Source organism: Sphingobacterium sp. UBA7038, from assembly GCF_002494055.1.
Taxonomy (GTDB): Bacteria; Bacteroidota; Bacteroidia; order Sphingobacteriales; family Sphingobacteriaceae; genus Sphingobacterium; species Sphingobacterium multivorum.
Genome location: NZ_DLAV01000006.1, coordinates 80,030 through 97,173 on the forward strand (window position 1 = coordinate 80,030; position 17,144 = coordinate 97,173).

At 38.6% G+C, this 17,144-nt stretch carries 9 protein-coding genes; 3 read left to right on the forward strand and 6 right to left on the reverse strand.

Features of this window, described 5'->3' with window-relative positions; translation table 11 throughout:
* Nucleotides 1–9: 9 nt before the first annotated feature.
* From B3H30_RS02180 to B3H30_RS02190, 3 genes are all read right to left on the reverse strand, one after another.
* Entirely contained in the window at nt 10–435 is a 426-nt protein-coding gene (locus tag B3H30_RS02180) for a tetratricopeptide repeat protein (protein ID WP_046673933.1), read from the reverse strand.
* A 100-nt stretch (nt 436–535) separates the two neighbouring features.
* On the reverse strand, nt 536–2,083 hold the full coding sequence (locus B3H30_RS02185) for a SusD/RagB family nutrient-binding outer membrane lipoprotein (protein WP_070564825.1): 1,548 nt from the start codon (nt 2,081–2,083) through the stop codon (nt 536–538).
* A 137-nt stretch (nt 2,084–2,220) separates the two neighbouring features.
* On the reverse strand, nt 2,221–5,403 hold the full coding sequence (locus B3H30_RS02190) for a SusC/RagA family TonB-linked outer membrane protein (RefSeq protein ID WP_286833106.1): 3,183 nt from the start codon (nt 5,401–5,403) through the stop codon (nt 2,221–2,223).
* A 429-nt stretch (nt 5,404–5,832) separates the two neighbouring features.
* On the opposite strand from B3H30_RS02190, the gene B3H30_RS02195 reads away from it, so the two are divergent.
* Nucleotides 5,833–6,444, forward strand: a complete 612-nt coding sequence (locus B3H30_RS02195) for a hypothetical protein (protein WP_070564833.1) — start codon at nt 5,833–5,835, stop codon at nt 6,442–6,444.
* Nucleotides 6,445–6,492: 48 nt separating this feature from the next.
* Here the strand turns inward: B3H30_RS02195 and B3H30_RS02200 are convergent, their stop codons facing one another.
* The 3 genes from B3H30_RS02200 to B3H30_RS02210 form a co-directional block, all read right to left on the reverse strand.
* Complete coding sequence (locus tag B3H30_RS02200; protein WP_070564836.1) at nt 6,493–9,180, reverse strand: carboxypeptidase-like regulatory domain-containing protein; 2,688 nt, start codon at nt 9,178–9,180, stop codon at nt 6,493–6,495.
* A 293-nt stretch (nt 9,181–9,473) separates the two neighbouring features.
* Nucleotides 9,474–11,006, reverse strand: coding sequence for a sulfatase family protein (locus tag B3H30_RS02205; protein WP_070564839.1), 1,533 nt, complete (start codon nt 11,004–11,006; stop codon nt 9,474–9,476).
* 336 nt (nt 11,007–11,342) lie between these two features.
* Nucleotides 11,343–12,071, reverse strand: a complete 729-nt coding sequence (locus B3H30_RS02210) for a FadR/GntR family transcriptional regulator (protein WP_070564842.1) — start codon at nt 12,069–12,071, stop codon at nt 11,343–11,345.
* A gap of 148 nt (nt 12,072–12,219) precedes the next feature.
* On the opposite strand from B3H30_RS02210, the gene B3H30_RS02215 reads away from it, so the two are divergent.
* Together B3H30_RS02215 and B3H30_RS02220 are read left to right on the forward strand one after the other, a co-directional pair.
* Nucleotides 12,220–15,507 carry a SusC/RagA family TonB-linked outer membrane protein gene (locus tag B3H30_RS02215; protein WP_070564845.1) on the forward strand — a complete coding sequence of 1,096 codons (3,288 nt, stop codon included), beginning with the start codon at nt 12,220–12,222 and terminating at the stop codon, nt 15,505–15,507.
* 9 nt (nt 15,508–15,516) lie between these two features.
* On the forward strand, nt 15,517–17,082 hold the full coding sequence (locus tag B3H30_RS02220; RefSeq protein ID WP_070564848.1) for a RagB/SusD family nutrient uptake outer membrane protein: 1,566 nt from the start codon (nt 15,517–15,519) through the stop codon (nt 17,080–17,082).
* Nucleotides 17,083–17,144 lie beyond the last annotated feature (62 nt).

Genomic DNA, 17,144 nt, shown 5'->3' on the forward strand with positions numbered 1-17,144 from the left:
GAATTATTATCAATCCAAATCGATATTGTCATCTAAAAATTTAAGATACTTAGGTGATTCATCGTCAAAAATGTCTCTTCCTTCCATCATATAGGCGCGGAGAAGATATTCCTGGGCAGACTCGCTATTATTGTCTTCCAAATAGCACTGTCCTAAGCGCAGCATGATAAAAGGGTTTTCATAGGCATTTTCGATAATGTTCTGTTTTGCCTTTTCAAAATGGGAGAGTGCATTGCGAAAATCGTCCATTAAGAAAAAGGCATCTCCAATGGAAGCTTCGAGCCAGAGGCTTTCCGCATGAACATTTTGTGGACTAGGGACTAGATCAAGCGCTTCGGTCCACACCCGAATTGCTTCCTGATAGTTGCCTTCATCACATTGGATGTTTCCTTCCTCGCTAAGTTGGTCTATTCTGTCTAATGTTTGATCGTCCATAGCATTTTATTCTTTAGAGTGCTATACGAAGATAAGAAATAATAATAAAAAAACACCTGAAGCCTAAGCTTCAGGTGTGAACTGATTGAAATACCGAAGTTTATTTATTCCACCATAATTTGGTGCTGATTACATCATCTCCTTGTCGTGAAAGTGCAGTTTGATAATTCGTCTTATTGGTACTTTGTTCTTTTAATGGATACACCAAACGGCTTGGGATTGTGCTGCCTACCTCAGGAGTGAAAGTATATGTGACAGGTTTGCCTTCTACTGTTCCGGTCCATGTAATATCACCTTTTTTGATTAGGAATAACGGATACCCTGTTCTTCTGATTTCGGACCAAGATTCGATGCTTTGGTTGAAAAGTGCTAAGTACTTTTGAGAAAGCACATTTTCCTTATTCGCAGCAGGAAGTTTACTCAAATAGGTTGCTACTTCATCAGAAGACACGGACCATTTTTCAAGAGATGCCCGAACACCCTTTTCGTAATTTGATTGATCCCAGTTATTGTTTTCCGCTAAAATAAAGGCTACTTCCGCATATTCCATAAGTACTTCCCCATAATCTGCAGCGTTGATAATGTCACTAGGCAATGATATTTTGTCTACAGGAAATAGATTGCCTGCTGCTAGGGGGAGACCATAGGGTTGGCCGTAGTAAATATTTCCTGAGCTTGTCGGTTTGGCAAATTTTGACAGACGTGGATCGGCAATTTTAAAGGGACCGCGGCTGCCCTGTAAAGTCTCAACAATCACATTAGAAATTGCAAAATCTTTTCTGTTGGCAGTTACCGTAGCTCTAAACAATGGTGCTTCATTTGGTGATGTTTTGGAGTATTTAAATATCGCATTATCATTGTTGGAGGTGAATATACCTTTTTTGATGGCATCGGCGATATGTGTCGTTGCCAAAGCTGCATCTTTACCTTTGATTCGATTCGCAACACGTAGACGTAGCGAATTGGCGAATTTTGCCCAGTTAGTATTTGATCCTTTATAAATAATATCAGCTGTTCCGAAAGTCGTGGCTGTTGGATACTTTGCTAGTGTATCAGCTGCCTGCTGTAATTCATTGAGAATATCTTTGTATATTTTCTCTTGACTAGCATATTTCGGCGTCAGGTTATCCGGGTCCTGCTGCAGAGCTTCAAAATCTGCATCTTTATTGCCATAAGATTCATATGGGATATCACCAAAAACATCTGTTAGCGACTGAAAAGCGTAAGCCTTGAGTATTCTTGCTATCGCAATCTGATTGGTATTTGTACCTGCTGTTCCTGCCGATGCAATCGCTTTAGTGGATTCATTGGTATTTAGCTTAATAATTTCATTTAAATTGTTAAGTGATTTGTAGGTCGCAGTCCAATAGTTGTCTGAATAGCTTGTTGGTATTTGATAACGAGATTGGTCTGTATAGATGTTCTGACTGAAATACTGAGCAAATAATTGAGCACCACGTAGGCTTACCTCTTCACTTCGTAATGCACTGACTAGCTGTTTCTCGGCTGTCACTAGAATTGTTGGCGTTGTGACAGAAGCAGGTCGATTTGGATCTGTATTGATATCGCTAAATGTGGATTTGGAGCACGAAGTAGCAATAAGCGATAGGCCAATGAATGAAGTATGTAGTATGTTTGATATTTTCATCTGTGTATATTTATTTATAAGTGCTTGTTCTGATTATCTATGAATCAGTTGCACTTGGTTTATCTTTTAAAGCTGATGAACGATCAGATTTATCCGGTTTGGATATTACGGAATAAATCATGATGAGTTTCATTCTTCTAAAATTTAAGATTAACGTTAAAGCCATAAGTAACCGGAAGAGGTATATTTCCACCTTCGATACCCTGCACATTTCCACCGCTGGATGTAAACTCTGGATCAATATATTTACTCTTGGTATAAATGTTCCAAAGGTTACGTCCGTATACATTCACGCCAATGTTTTTGATAATTTTGGGATTAGTTAATTTGAAATTGTATCCCAGCGTAACTTCCCTTAACTTAACATATGTTGCATCGAAAATTGAAAATGTTGTTGGGCCATTATATTCATTGCGCGCCCATTGTTGTGCGGTAATATTGGTGGTATTCTGCTGGATGTTACTCACATCATACGAACCATCACTATGGAATGCAACATCTCCCTTAACGCCATCGAGAACGACACCTGTTTCACGAATATTATTTGCAGCTGTCTTATCCAAAATACCCGAATACATACCAACTTTATAGGTTTGTGAGAAGAATTTTCCACCCACTCGACCCGAGACTAAAAAGCCTAGACTAAAGTTTTTGTAACGGAAACTGTTTTGGATACCGAAGGTAAAATCGGGTAGTACTGACCCTAAAGGAACCAACTGTGATGTTTTCATGTAGGTGCCATCTGCCTGTACAACGCGTTGTCCATCCGGAGCATAGACAAAGTCGTAACCCAAAAATTGACCATAAGATTCTCCTTCACGTGCAACGAGCTCGACCAAGGAATTGCTTAAGCTCAATGTATTGACCTGATCATCCAGTTTAATGACTTTGTTTTTATTTTTAGCCCAGTTGATTGTCGCATCCCAAGTAAAATTTTCGTGTTTGATAGGGGTACCATTTAAGACGACTTCAATTCCTTTATTATTAATTTTTCCAGCATTGAATACTTTTCCGGCATACCCGAATGATGATGAAACAGGAACTGGTAAGATTTGATTCCTAGAATTGTTGTTGTAATAGGTTACATCAAATCCTAGTCGATTTTTGAATAATTGTAGATTTACGCCTGTCTCCCAAGAGCTGGTAATTTCAGGTTTTAGATTAGCATTTGGTTTAGTGCTTGGAAGCCCATAGGATGCTTGTCCATCAAAGGATTGTTCGGGTTCGTAGACTTTATACAATTGATAAGGATCTGTGTCATTTCCGACTTGAGCCCATCCCAAGCGGATTTTACCAAAACTAAGCCAATCCAATTTTTTAAAGGCTTCCAATTGGCTAAAAACAAAACTACCTGTCAGGGATGGATATATAAATGAATTGTTGTTGGTCGGCAATGTAGATGACCAGTCATTACGTATTGTTCCATCTAAGTATAGAAAATCGTTGTATCCCAAAGAAAAGCTACCATAGATTGATGCAATGCGTCTATGGTATCGGAAGTTGTCAATTTTAACTGCATTGGCATTTTTCAGGTTATAGTAATTAGGAATAATCAAACCACCCTGTGTAATCGCGTAGTCTTGCTTCCGCTGCTGGTCACGGAGATTGGCGCCTACGTTTCCTATAAGGGAGAATTTATCCCAATTTTTCTTGGCGGTAGCCAAAAATTCGTAGTTGTATTCATTTAACTTATTGTTCGCTTCTTCGTATTGAGAAGTGCTTCGTGAGTATACCGCAATTCGATCTTGGGATTGGAATGAATAAATATCTCCATGTACTTTAGCTCCTAAAGTTAGCCAATTGTTTAAGTCATATTGTAAACCAATATTACCGTAGAAACGATCTCTATTGTCCTCCATGTACGACTCATAGGCTGACCAATAGGGATTATCAATAAAGCGGGTCGCCTCGGCGGCAGGCGTATTTTGCCATCCCGTTCGGTTCCAGGCTAACGGGGTTCCGTCTTCACGTTTGTAGTTTTCCAGTATTTTGTAATCGACTTGTACAGCTCCCCATTGGAATGCTTCCAGGATAATATTTCTATTGGAAGCACCTGTCCATGGACGGCCTACTGATGCATTACGGATATAGTTGAAATTCGAATTAATCTTCAGTTTACCTAATTGTGTACCTCCTGAGAAGTTAAACGTATTACGTCCCAAACTGGAGTTAGGTGTTGTTCCCGTTACATTTTTATTAGTGTAGGAAAAGCGATAATTTGTATTTCCGCTATTTCCTGCTATGGAAAAATTGTTGGTGTTGGATACACCTGTCCGAAAGAAATAACTAACATCATTTTTAGGATAAATCCACTGAGAAGGATTTAAATAGTTAGCCTCATCTTCAGGGTTTAGATTATACCATTGAAGCACAGGTGTGCCGTCCAGTTTTGGTCCCCAGCTTTCGTCTGCGGCGTAATCGACTGTTTTGTAGTCTGTTCCGTTGATGTTTTGGGTTTGAAAGCTTGTAGAATACCCTTGACCATAGAGATGTTGTCTTTTGGGTAATCGAACGATATTTTCAAAATCAACCCCAGTATTTAAGGAAATATCTATTTTTTCACCTTTTGATGCACGTTTGGTGGTAATCAATATAACTCCATTGGCTGCCCTAGAACCATAAAGTGCAGCAGCAGAAGGCCCCTTTAATACCGAAATATTATCAATGTCGTCTGGGTTGATATCTTGTATCATGTTACCAACGTCTTTACCGGCACTTCCGTTGATAGTAGAAGAAGAGTTTAGATCGGTATTATCAATTGGGGTACCATCAATGACATATAGAGGTTGATTGTTCCCCGCGATTGAGTTAATACCTCTCAGTAAAACATGGGAAGATCCACCCATATTTCCACCTGAGGTCGTTACTTGAAGTCCTGCAACTTTTCCAGACAAGGCACTGAGGGCATTGGTGGGACGCGTCTGAAGTTCAACAGATTTAACTTCCTGTACGGCGTAACCCAATGATTTTTTTTCGCGGGAAATACCTAAGGCTGTCACAACGACTTCATTTAGCTGTGAAGTCGTTGGCAGAAGTTGAACAGTCGTGAAACCTGTAGGATTGGTTTGAACAGTCCTAGTTTCAAAGCCAATGTATTGAATGCTGATGTTGAGTGAGCTTCCGGTCGAAGGGAACTCAAATAATCCATTTGCATCTGTTTGAACCTGCTTTTTACTGCTTGTTTCGGTAACTGTAGCCCCTTGGATAGGATTGTTGTTGTTGTCGACTACTTTTCCTTTTATAGTGGTTTGTGCGTATAGCGCACCAGTACTAAGACAAAGCGCGGCCATTACGACAAAATTTATGTTATTTTTTGCCATATTAATTATAATAGTGAGTTTATTGTTTGAGTTGGGTTATAGGAGATATTTGAAATTTACCTGTAAAAACATCCCCTTAGGACATTCGTTTTTCAAGGATATTATCTGTATGCTGTTTCATGTGTTAAAAAATGTTAATGCAAATATATAAAATCTACCTGATAACTATACTTTGTTTTTTTGTTTTTTGTAATTTTTGAGTCAGAATGATGAGATGTGGTCGTTAAAGGAGCGGGGAGGCTAATTAATCAAGTTCGTTTTCTTTCCGGAATACCTTCATATGTTCTATGCAATATGTTGCCTATCAGAATATTGATTGGCGGATACGAATCATAAACAGCGACGCACGAATTGTAAATCTTTGTATTCTTAAATAGGAAAGGGCAACATTCTTGTTCAGCCATTCCATGTAATAAAACGTATAACAAAATGATTATTTTTGGCACAAGAACAAAGGTATTAGCTAACAGATCGCAATCGGCGATTGGCAACTGTGCATATTGTGGTACTGCTCAGTCTCTTTTTGCATACAGACAAGTGAAGTACATTCATATTTTTTGGATACCCCTATTTCCATATGCCTCGGAGATTATTACCATGTGTACCCATTGCAAAAAGCTAAGTTATCAACGTGAAATCGACCCACAAACACTTCAGTCCATATCATCGGGAACTATCCGTAAAACACCTATTGGATATTTTGCGGGCTTAGTTCTGATTGGACTTTTTGTATCCGCTATTGTTATAGCAGGAATTTCCGGTGCAAAAAAGAAGGAAAAATACCTGAAAGATCCAAAGGTTGGCGATGTGTATGAGTTTTCTTATACAAAAGATGGAAAAACCATGCGTACGCTTTATCGCATCGCCAATTTAACGAAAGACTCTGTTACCTTTGACCTAAACGATTATGAAGCGGATAGCCGAAAGGGCCTACGCAAATTGCGCGAGCAACATGCAGATAGCTATTCTGAAAAGCAACGTTTATCACGAGCTGAACTTGAAGAAATGAAAAGTAAGATATCGAATATTGAAAGATTGTAATGATTATTTTTATCGTTGTTATGAACAAGCTTCAGCTCTTTACCTGATCTATTTCTTTGTTTTGACAATATTAAACTTGTGAATATAACCTACCATAAAATATTGTTTTAATGTTAGTGAATTTCCAAAATACGTCCTGTTGCCCTGACTGCCCCAATAATTTTGGGTATTCTGATTCAATATGTCAAAGCCAGTCAATTTTAGCTGTGAATTGTTTTTCAATGTGTAATAGACTGAAGCATTTAAGATATGGTAGTTTTTTCTTCCACTCAATCCGCTGGCCCGGTTATCTAGCGAGTAGGTAGATTCCAATGAAAACCCGTGGATCGGATTAATATTCAATCCTGCGCCAATTTTATGTGTAGAATAGGTTGATTCAATAAAGTCGGGTTTATCTTTTACCGAATTTATGTTTTTGTTCCAAGAATAAGTGTACTGTGGTGATATCGTCACCATGTTTTTCCAAGTCGCGGAAAATTGTTGGCTGGCATTAATCCCTATATTGGTCCCTTTATTATCAACATCATTGATGGAACTATAATTTTCATAGGTGTAGATATTGTTGTTTTGCGATAGATAGAATGACCAATTTTTATTAGCTTTTAGGTTGTATCTCAGGTAAGTATAGGCACTATAGTTATATTTTGATCCAGCAAGAAACATCTGGGTGGTCATTTGTCCTGTATTGTTGTTTCGCCAGCTACGGCTCCCGATGCTGTTATTGACATAATTGATATTCCCATTGACATTAAACTGCAATTTCGAGGTATACTTATAGTAGGATATACTAACATTCTGTTTTTCGATATTGTTGAATATAAAAGATGTCTTTCGCGTATACAATGGATTTAGATCCATGACGAGCTGTTGAATTCCGTAGAGTTCGGGAGACTCGAGATCTTTGTACCAGCCGAGGTTTAGATCTTTATAACGGATGTTAATATTGGGAAGCCAGTAGCCTAAAGATGATTTCTCGACCGAATTGATTTTAAGTAAATCAAAATGATTTGCCTTTACTTGATAGGCTGTTCCAAATTTTACGTTGAAATCTTTGGTTGGTCTCCAGTAAAATATAATCCCCGTAATATAATCCTGGTATTTGTAACGGTAACTATTTTCATAGGGAGCGGCATGTACTTCTCCAGTACTGTCGCGGTTGATGTACACACTCTCCTGTGGTCCCTGCCGGTTGGTGACATAGGTAAAATAATAATCAAAGTTGAGTTTTTTAATAGTTTTATTGTAATAGGCAGCACTAAAATAGAGATTGTTGGAATTATTTTGTGTTAGGTTTTTATGCCATAGACTAGTTTGAGGATTTGCTGTATCGTAAATATTGGTAAGCTGGAAAGAGCTGTCGGTCTTTTCATTGGTATTGATGGAAACCGTATTTCTAAACGATACAATATGATTTTTATGGAGTTGTTTTTCGATATAGAAACCATGTGAATAGTTTAGTGTATTTTCATTATTTCCTCCTGTACCTGTTGCGTCATTTAGTTTTTTGAGATCCGTATAGGAGCGGTTCCTTCCTAAGGTTGAGCTGTTTTTTGTATTGATACCCAAACTCGGTGTAAATTCAAAGTAGGCTGTGGTGTCCATGCGATGACGGAGCAGGGTTTTGATATTATGCCCTACAGATCTCTCCTGTTGTTGGTAATTGGATTCTGAATATTGTTTTTCCTGGTCGAATAAAGAAATTTGATTGCCTGTATTCTGATTTTCGGCTTTATTATATTTCAGCATATACATGATATTCAACTTGGTTTTCTTTCCCCAGTCATTGTTGAGGTTAAATCCTAAGCCTATATCGTTGGCTTTACCTGAATAGTTTCTACCTCCAAAATTATCAAAACCATAATTTTCGGAACGACCAAGCCCAGCTTCTTGGTTCAATTCATTGTAGTCAAAACTTTGGCGGTTAATGTTATTTCCGAAACCGATTAAACTCAGCTGGAGTGTATCCTTAAATGTATTGAATAAACCGCCAGCCTCATATCTACTCCGGGTACCGGCACTGCCATAGAGCTTACCGAAGCTCGCTCTGAGGAAATCTTTCTTAAATTTTAAATTAATCGTGATCGGCAGTTTATCTTCGTCTTCATTATCCTTTTTTGTTTCACCCTTATCACGGTACACCTGTACAGTTTTAATAAGCGAAGCGTCCAGGTTTCGTGTAGCAATACGGAGATCACTCGAAAAGAAATCCTTGTCATTTACTTTTACTTTTGAAACCTCTTTTCCTTGATAGTAAATCGAACCATCCATATTGACCTGCAGACCAGGTAGTTCTTTGAGCAATTCCTCTACGTTGACGTTGGGGCGAGTTTTGAAGAAGTTGGTGTTATATTCTAACGTATCTTTATTCATCCGCACGGGGGGAACGATATTGACGACTACTTCATCGAGACTTTTGGAATCGAGCTTTAATAGAGTGAAATCATAATTTTCTCCGTTAGGAATATTGAATTCTTGACGAAAGGGATTTGCATTGACATGTGAAATAAAAAGTGTTAGTGCGGTGCCTGTTGGAATTTTAACAAATTCAAACTTACCTTTTGTATCAGTAAGGAGATAGGAAACCACGGAAGAGTCTTTTGAATTGAGAATCGTTACAGTTGCTTTTTCTAATGGTTCCGCGTTTTGAGAAAATACCGTCCCGAGAACTTTTCCCTTCGATTGGCCTATAACTATAGTTGTGGTTAGTAATAAAATTAAAAATAAGTAAATTTTCATAAAATTTAAGTACGTATATCTTGGCTATATTGAGGGTCAAAATGATTAAATGTAAATCATTTTAATACAATATTAAAGAAATGAATTTTATATTATAAATGAAAATTTATTTAAAAAACAATCGATTGCGGATTTTATTTGTTACAATATCTTTTGAATTATTTGTTTGAAGGGCAATCTTTTTGCGATGATTATATTGTGCTTCACGATATAGCTAGCATTTCGATAAGCAATTTGAAGAAGGGTATAGTATTAAAATGAGGGTATCCAGTAGATCGGATACCCTCATGGCATTATTGGTCGATGTTGATTTTGTAAATTGCTTCTGCTTCTTTGTCATCAAATTGGCGCATTTGCGTGAGAAGTTTCTTTTTCATCCGTTTGACGACGCTTCGATAGGTAGGATCCTTGTAGATATTATGGAGTTCATTGGGATCCTTCTGAAGGTCAAAGAGTTCCCAATTTTCGATCCGTTTATAATAGCGGATCAATTTATACCGATCATCACGAACACCAAAGTGGGGGCTCACGGCATGTTCGCCATTTTCAAAATAATGATAGAACAGATCTTTCCGATGTTCCTCGCTGTTATTTTTCAGAACATGAACAAAAGATTCACCTTGCATGTCTTTCGGTTTTTGGATAGCAGCTAATTCCAATAGCGTGGGAGCGATATCAGCGTTGACAATTTTAGCATTTATAGTTGAGTTTGGGTGTAACAGGGCTGGGTACCGCATGACCATTGGTGTACGAAAAGACTCCTCATACATCCAACGTTTATCGAACCAGCCATGTTCACCCATATAAAAACCTTGGTCTGAAAGATAGATTACAATTGTATTTTCAGCGAGGGATTTTCGATCTAAATAATCCAATACTTTCCCGATGTTGCGGTCCATGGATTGGGCAGTATTGAGATAATCAATCATAAATCGTCTAAATTTCCATTCAGCGAGCTGTTTTCCTGTCAAATTACCCTGTTTCAATTGTTCATAAATAGGACGGTAATAGGCGATATAGCTGTCCTTTTGAGTTTGGTTCATCCGCTTGAAGTTACCGTCGGCCATCATGTCTTCCAACGAATTGAACATTTTGAGATCGTAGCCCATTTTCATGTCCTTGTCAATGGACATTTCCTGCAATGCAGCTGCCGGCCTACTTTGGTAATTGTCGTAGAAAGTAGCGGGTAAGGTGAAATTTACAGCATCATAGCTCCCAAAGTCCTTTGGATCCGGCATCCAGGTACGGTGTGTAGCTTTGTGACCGATGACTAGACAAAAGGGCTTCTCAGCATCTACGGTATCTAACCAATCAATTGCTTTTTCGGTTACGATATCGGATACATACCCTTCAGTGCGTTTGCGGCCCTCTTTGCTGATAAAATCTGGATTAAAATAGGTTCCCTGCCCAACAAGAATGTCATAATAGTTGAAACCTTGCAGTTTGTCTCCTAAGTGAATTTTACCCACCCAAGCGGTATTGTAACCTACGTTTTGGAGCTGTTTCACAAAAAGATCTTGGCTAAAGTCGAATTCAGAAGTTTCATTGTCTTTGAATCCATTTTTATGGCTGTACTTGCCCGTCAATAATGTAGCCCGGGATGGTCCGCAGATGGAATTGTTTACAAACGCATTTTTAAATAGAGCACCCTGAGCAGCGATGCGATCTATCTGTGGTGTTTTTCCGTATTTCGAACCATAGGCGCCTATTGCCTGATAGGCATGATCATCGGAAATAATGATAATGATATTAGGCTTTTTTTGTGCAAATGTATTTTTATGCAGAAATGTTGCGAGTACAGCAAATAAAAAGATCCTGAGTTTCATTGTGTTTTCGGTTTAAATTGAATGAATCAAGCTTTTTTAAGCTATGCGATTTGAAATAGTATAGCGTTAGCGAAGCATTATCATGCTGACTAAGATAATGATTATTATGTATTACATAAAATAATTAAGTGAGTGAATTTACTTTTTCATATCATTGCCGCTGTATTTTTGATTCGAATTACAATGAGAATAAAGGATAGATCAGATCTTTTTTATAGGACAATTATGGGATTTAAGGCAATATTAAGTGTATACTCTTCGCTTTAGTAGATGCTTAAAGCCCAATCATATAATCGGGCCTTTCTATCGTAAAGTGAATCAATCCTGTTAAACAGATTATCCAATAGATTTCTTATATAAAAAAAGGCGCTGATAATGATTATCAAGATGCTTGCGCATGGCATTTCGAAACACCTCAGCATTGCCCACCTTCAATATATCTACTAGGCCTCGGTGTGAGATAAAGCTTTTCGATGAGCTGGGACTGGTCAGTAAGCCACTGCTGTGCACATACTGAAAAACAGGTAAAAGCATGTTCTGAAAGTCTTTGAGAATCGTATTTCCAGTTATTTCGTAAAGCTTACCATGGAAGGCAATTTCAGTTTCAATGTCGAAAATAGTATTATCTGCATCTATAGGTTCTTTTGCAACGATCGCTTCCAATTCCTCCATGTCCTTTTCTTGTATATGTTCAAAGAGAATATCCGCCATACCTATCTCCAGAACCATACGCATTTCAAAAAGATCCTGTAAGGTCTTGTTTTCCATAATGGTCGGATAAAGTGATTTGCGTAGGGGTTTTATAAGATCTGGACTCGTTAAAACAGCTCCGCGATGTTTTTTGGACTCGATCAATCCGACCATACGCAACCGCAACATGGCTTCGCGAACCACCGTACGACTTACGCCAAGGGTTTCTGCCAGCTCAATTTCCTTAGGTAAAGCATCTCCAACCTTTAAGCCTTGATTGACAAAAAGATTGATGATTTCTTTTTCGGCACGATCTACAAGAGAAGAAGTATCAATTGTATTCAGATGTTCTATGAACGAAGAATTCGGTTCCATATATATTACATAATAGCGCATTAGGCGCGTTAAGGCAAAGATAATTAATAAATGTGATTAATATGTTATACATAATTTAATTAAAATTTGTTTTTTACATTTTGTAATTTATATATTTGCATATATGTAATACTTAATACAAACCAATATGTATTCAAACCTAAAATTACGAACCCTCCTCAGCCTGTCTATTTTGATGGGCAACATGCTCTTAGCGCAAGCACAAGACCATGCCGTGCGGGGTAAAATTACCGATGCAAAGACAGGGGAATTGCTTGGCAATGTTACTGTAAAAGTCAAAGGGTCCAGCCAATCTTTGCAGACAAACGCTGATGGAACATTCTCGATCAGCACGAATCCCAATACCGTATTAATTATCACGTCTACGGGGTATAGACCATATGAAGTGAAAGTTGGGCAATTAAATCAATTGGATATCAAACTCGAGTCCAAGGTTGAGCAAATGGATGAAGTCGTGGTGGTGGGGTATGGAAAAATGAAGAAGTCGAATTTAACGGGGTCTGTAAGCAGCTTGGATAAAAAAGTGCTTGAAACTGGAGTTCGCTCGAACCCAGCTTCTGCTTTAGCGGGTACGATACCGGGTATTCGAGTGCAGCAAACTTCAGGAAGACCGGGAGCTGTACCCACGGTTGTGCTTCGAGGTGGGACTACGTATGGCGGCGGTGGCACGCCATTGGTTATTGTTGACGGCTTGATTAGAAATGGATTTAATGACATTAATCAAAATGACATTGAATCGATAGATGTCTTAAAAGATGCTTCTGCTACAGCAATTTATGGTGCTAGGGCTGCAAACGGTGTGATATTGATAACCACAAAAAGGGGAAAAGAAGGTGTTTCCAATATTACATTGTCGTCTAAAGTTGGTGTTAATAAATTGAACAACCCTTTTGATTTCCTAAGTGCCAAAGATTACTTAAACTGGAGTAGAAAAGGTGTTCAGGTATCTGGGCAATATCAACCGTCCCAATTGAATCAATTAACGAGTGTGGGCCCCTTTGGTACGGGGAATAAATATAAGGATGATAAAGGAAATATCCTAGATGGTAATCTTACCAGCAATGCCGTGTGGAGTACCATGTTGCTCGATGATACCAATCGTGAATTGTTGCAACAGGGATGGCAGACCATGATTGATCCTGTGACTGGAAAAGAACTAATTTTTAAAGATTTTGATTATGCTAAATATGCACTTCGTGATGCTAGTTTGACGCAAGATTATAATATCGCATTACAAGGTGGGAACGATAAAGGTAAATATTATGGAAGTGTGGGGAAGTATAACGAGAAAGGGATGCCAATCAATACTTTTTATGATCGTACAACTTTTGTGTTAAATGGCGAATATAAAGTTAAACCTTGGCTACATTCATTGTCAGGGGTGAATTTCGCGTATACGAAATGGCGTGACGCTATTAACGGAGAAGGAAACTATATGACGCGGGCACTGGGGGCCCCTCCAACAATGCGTGGTACAAATGCCAATGGAGATCTGCTCGTTGGTCGTGATTATCAAGATGGGAACCCTCTGGTAAATGATGATAAGTTCATTCGTAAAAATCTAAATCAGAAGCTTACGCTTACCCAAGCTTTTACAATTAATTTTTTGGAGAATCTTAGCTTACGCGTCAGTGGAAACTGGTTTTTTAACCAGTCTACTTCGGAGTCCTTTAATAAGGATTATATAGCCAGCCCAGGAAATTATGTTCGCACAAGAAATTCCTCGGCTTCCTATGATAAAATATATAATCAAACCTATAACGCAGTCTTAAATTACAGAACTGAAATCGCGAGTTCGCATCATATTGACGCGATGTTGGGGTCGGAATTTTTTGATACGTATAACAATGGATTTACAGCTGCGGGAAGTGGAGCTCCAACAGACGACTTTATGGATCTTGGATTAACGAGTCCAGAGGCCAATAAAAGAAGTATCGATTCATACCATGATCGACAACGTATCATGTCCTATTTTGGACGAGTAAACTATGACTATAAAGAAAAATACCTTTTGACATTGACTGCACGTAGAGATGGTTATTCGACATTACTAAATAATCGATGGGGAACCTTTCCTGGAGTTTCAGTCGGTTGGGCTCTACACCGTGAAGATTTCCTGAAGGATTATTTAGGCACTGATAAAGTCGTAAATACGTTAAAATTACGCGCTAGTTATGGAGGGAACGGTAATGTCAGTGGAATCGGATCTTATACACTTCAAGGTTCATATGGCACAAACAAGTATGATGGGCAAGTGGGGTACACCATGTCCACGCTTTCAATTCCAAACCTCAAATGGGAGAGTTTGATTACAAAAGAAGTCGGACTTGAATCCAGAATCTTAAATAAGATTGATTTGAGTCTTGCCTATTATCATCGGACGACTAAAGATAAGATTGCAAGTTTATCATTACCAGCTTCAGCCGGTTTTACTACAATTACGACCAACAATGGTGATATGCAGAATCAGGGAGTCGAAATTGGGGTGAATTATCAAATGCTGAGAAGGAAAGATTGGGATCTAAGCTTTAATTGGAATACGGCGTATAATAAGAACAAGATCTTAAAATTGCCTTTTAATGGCGTTGAAAATAACAGACAAGGCGGTTTACAGGTTTATGATCCAAAATCCAAAGAACTCATTTGGGTAGGAGGCAATCAGGAGGGGCAAGACCCGAATGTTGCTTATGCTTATGAAGCCATCGGGATCATTCGGACAAAAGAACAGTTGGATAGCTATGCCTTGCAATTGAAGGATCTGATCGGTGCACGTACATTGGTACATCCGGATGTCTATAATGCGTTGTCCAGTAGTGAGAAGAATTTATACTATCCATTAGCTTTAGGCGATGTTATGTGGAAGGATGTAAACGGAGATGGTATAATCAATTCTTATGATAGGGTGTATATGGGAAATACAGTGCCGAGATGGACGGGCGGATTTGGTGCAGCTTTGCGCTGGAAGAATATTAACTTGAGTACCCGTTTTGATTACGCATTGGGCTATGTTGCTTATGACGGACCGAGAGCCTGGTTTCTTGGAATGATGCAGGGAACATTCAATACGACAACAAGTGTATTTGATACATGGACACCTGAAAATCCAAATGCAAAATATCCGACTTATTATTGGGCAGATCAATTATTTAAAAATAATACGAGTCGGGAAAGTAGTATGTTTTATAATAAAGGAAATTATCTGGCATTTAGAGAGATTAATGTCTCTTATCGCTTGCCTAAATCCATTGCTAACCGATTAAAAATGGAAGATTTAAGCATCTCCGCCACAGGCCAAAATTTACACTATTGGTCAAAAAATACATTGTTCTCCCCTGAAAGTGGAAGTGTGGGACAAAATGGAGGCGGATACCCTCTTCCTAAAACATTTATACTTGGGCTTCAATTAACATTTTAATTCCAAATTATGAAAAAGATATTTATATATATAGGTCTTGCAGTTTTTCTGTTTTCTTCTTGCAAAGAAATTGACTTAGACCTTAGTCCCGAGGATTACTTTGCCAGCGGCAGTTTCTGGAAAAGCAACGAGCAGGTTGCTGGTGCTATGTTGGGACTCCACACCCAGTTACGTGGACAACAGCAAAACTTATGGAATTTGGGTGAACTGCGTGGGGGAACCTTAAGAGATGGTACCAGTTTTACAGGAACAGCATCATTGAACTCAGCAGGGATAATTACACAGGATATTCGTGAAAGTTCTCCTGGCATATCGGGCTGGGCTGGATTGTACGCGCCAATTTTTCAGGTAAACAATTTTATTTATCAGGTTGAGAAAGCCGATTATTTGACAGATCTGCAAAAGGGCTACTATTTGGGGCAAGCCTACGGACTGCGTGCTTTTTATTATTTCTATTTGTTTAGAACTTATGGCCGGGTGCCTTTGGTGACAGAACCACAAGCAGCAATTAATACCCCGACCTCGGCAGAAGAAGCATATAAGGCGCGAACAGAAACGGAAAAAGAAACCTTAGACTTTATCAAATCGGAAGTTGATAAATCGGAAAAATCGTTTTCAGGAAACTACGAGACTAAAAATCAAAAAGCACAATGGTCTTTGTCGGCAACAAAAATGTTAAAAACGGAGGTATATTTATGGTCGGCCAAAGTTGATGTGGATGGAAAGGCCCCAGAGAATAGTCTTGCGGAATTAAAACTTGCAAAAGCCGCTATAGAAGAAGTAATTCCTAAATATACGCTTGTCAGCAATTTTGCAGAGGCCTTTAAATCTGCCAGTGTACCAGCGATGAAAGGTAATGCTGAAATGATCTTTGTACTTCGTTACCTAAATGGAGAAGCGACTTCATTTTTCAGTAATTTCATTTATGCGGCAAGTGATGATATCACAGGCTATGTAGATGATAATGGGCAGGCAATTCCAAAAGATCCTCTTCAGGCTGGATCCACGGGTTTGATCCGTTACGAGTATAAAATGGACCTCTACAGATTATATGAAAAGGCTGATACGAGGGCAAATGCAACATTCCTTAATTTTAATAAAGGAAATACATCTGCTATAGTATTTAGAAAATTCTTGGGAACTTTGATAGACGGCGTTCGTAACTATTCTGATGATTATCCTGTTTATCGTCTATCGGAGGCCTATTTATTGTTGGCGGAAATTAAGAATAAATTGGGAGAGGATCCAACTGCTGAAATCATGGCTGTACGTAATCGGGCATACGCTGGAAAAGCACCTTTGTTTATAAATAGCAGTTTTGAGGCAAACGAATTAGCGATCTTCTATGAACGTACAAAGGAATTTGTGTCCGAGGGCAAGCGATGGTTCGATTTGCGACGCATGCAGGATTCTGCTGGAAAACCATTGGTGTTTCGTAAAGATTTGAACTTAGTCGGCGTATTGAACAATATTGATGGTCAGAAACATAAAATCTTATGGCCAATAGACTTGGGGACACTTACTGTAGATCCCAAATTAAATGATCAGCAAAATCCAGGTTATAAGGGAACCTAAAAACGAATATCCTGTCTCAGACCTTCGCGTGGGATTGAGACAGGATATTGTTAACTTTTTAT

What these genes read in the sequence shown, in the direction of transcription:
- B3H30_RS02180 (WP_046673933.1), bottom strand. Translation starts at nt 435, where the DNA reads ATGGACGATCAAACATTAGACAGAATAGACCAACTTAGCGAGGAAGGA.
- B3H30_RS02185 (WP_070564825.1), bottom strand. Translation starts at nt 2,083, where the DNA reads ATGAAAATATCAAACATACTACATACTTCATTCATTGGCCTATCGCTT.
- B3H30_RS02190 (WP_286833106.1), bottom strand. Translation starts at nt 5,403, where the DNA reads ATGGCAAAAAATAACATAAATTTTGTCGTAATGGCCGCGCTTTGTCTT.
- B3H30_RS02195 (WP_070564833.1), top strand. Translation starts at nt 5,833, where the DNA reads ATGATTATTTTTGGCACAAGAACAAAGGTATTAGCTAACAGATCGCAA.
- B3H30_RS02200 (WP_070564836.1), bottom strand. Translation starts at nt 9,180, where the DNA reads ATGAAAATTTACTTATTTTTAATTTTATTACTAACCACAACTATAGTT.
- B3H30_RS02205 (WP_070564839.1), bottom strand. Translation starts at nt 11,006, where the DNA reads ATGAAACTCAGGATCTTTTTATTTGCTGTACTCGCAACATTTCTGCAT.
- B3H30_RS02210 (WP_070564842.1), bottom strand. Translation starts at nt 12,071, where the DNA reads ATGGAACCGAATTCTTCGTTCATAGAACATCTGAATACAATTGATACT.
- B3H30_RS02215 (WP_070564845.1), top strand. Translation starts at nt 12,220, where the DNA reads ATGTATTCAAACCTAAAATTACGAACCCTCCTCAGCCTGTCTATTTTG.
- B3H30_RS02220 (WP_070564848.1), top strand. Translation starts at nt 15,517, where the DNA reads ATGAAAAAGATATTTATATATATAGGTCTTGCAGTTTTTCTGTTTTCT.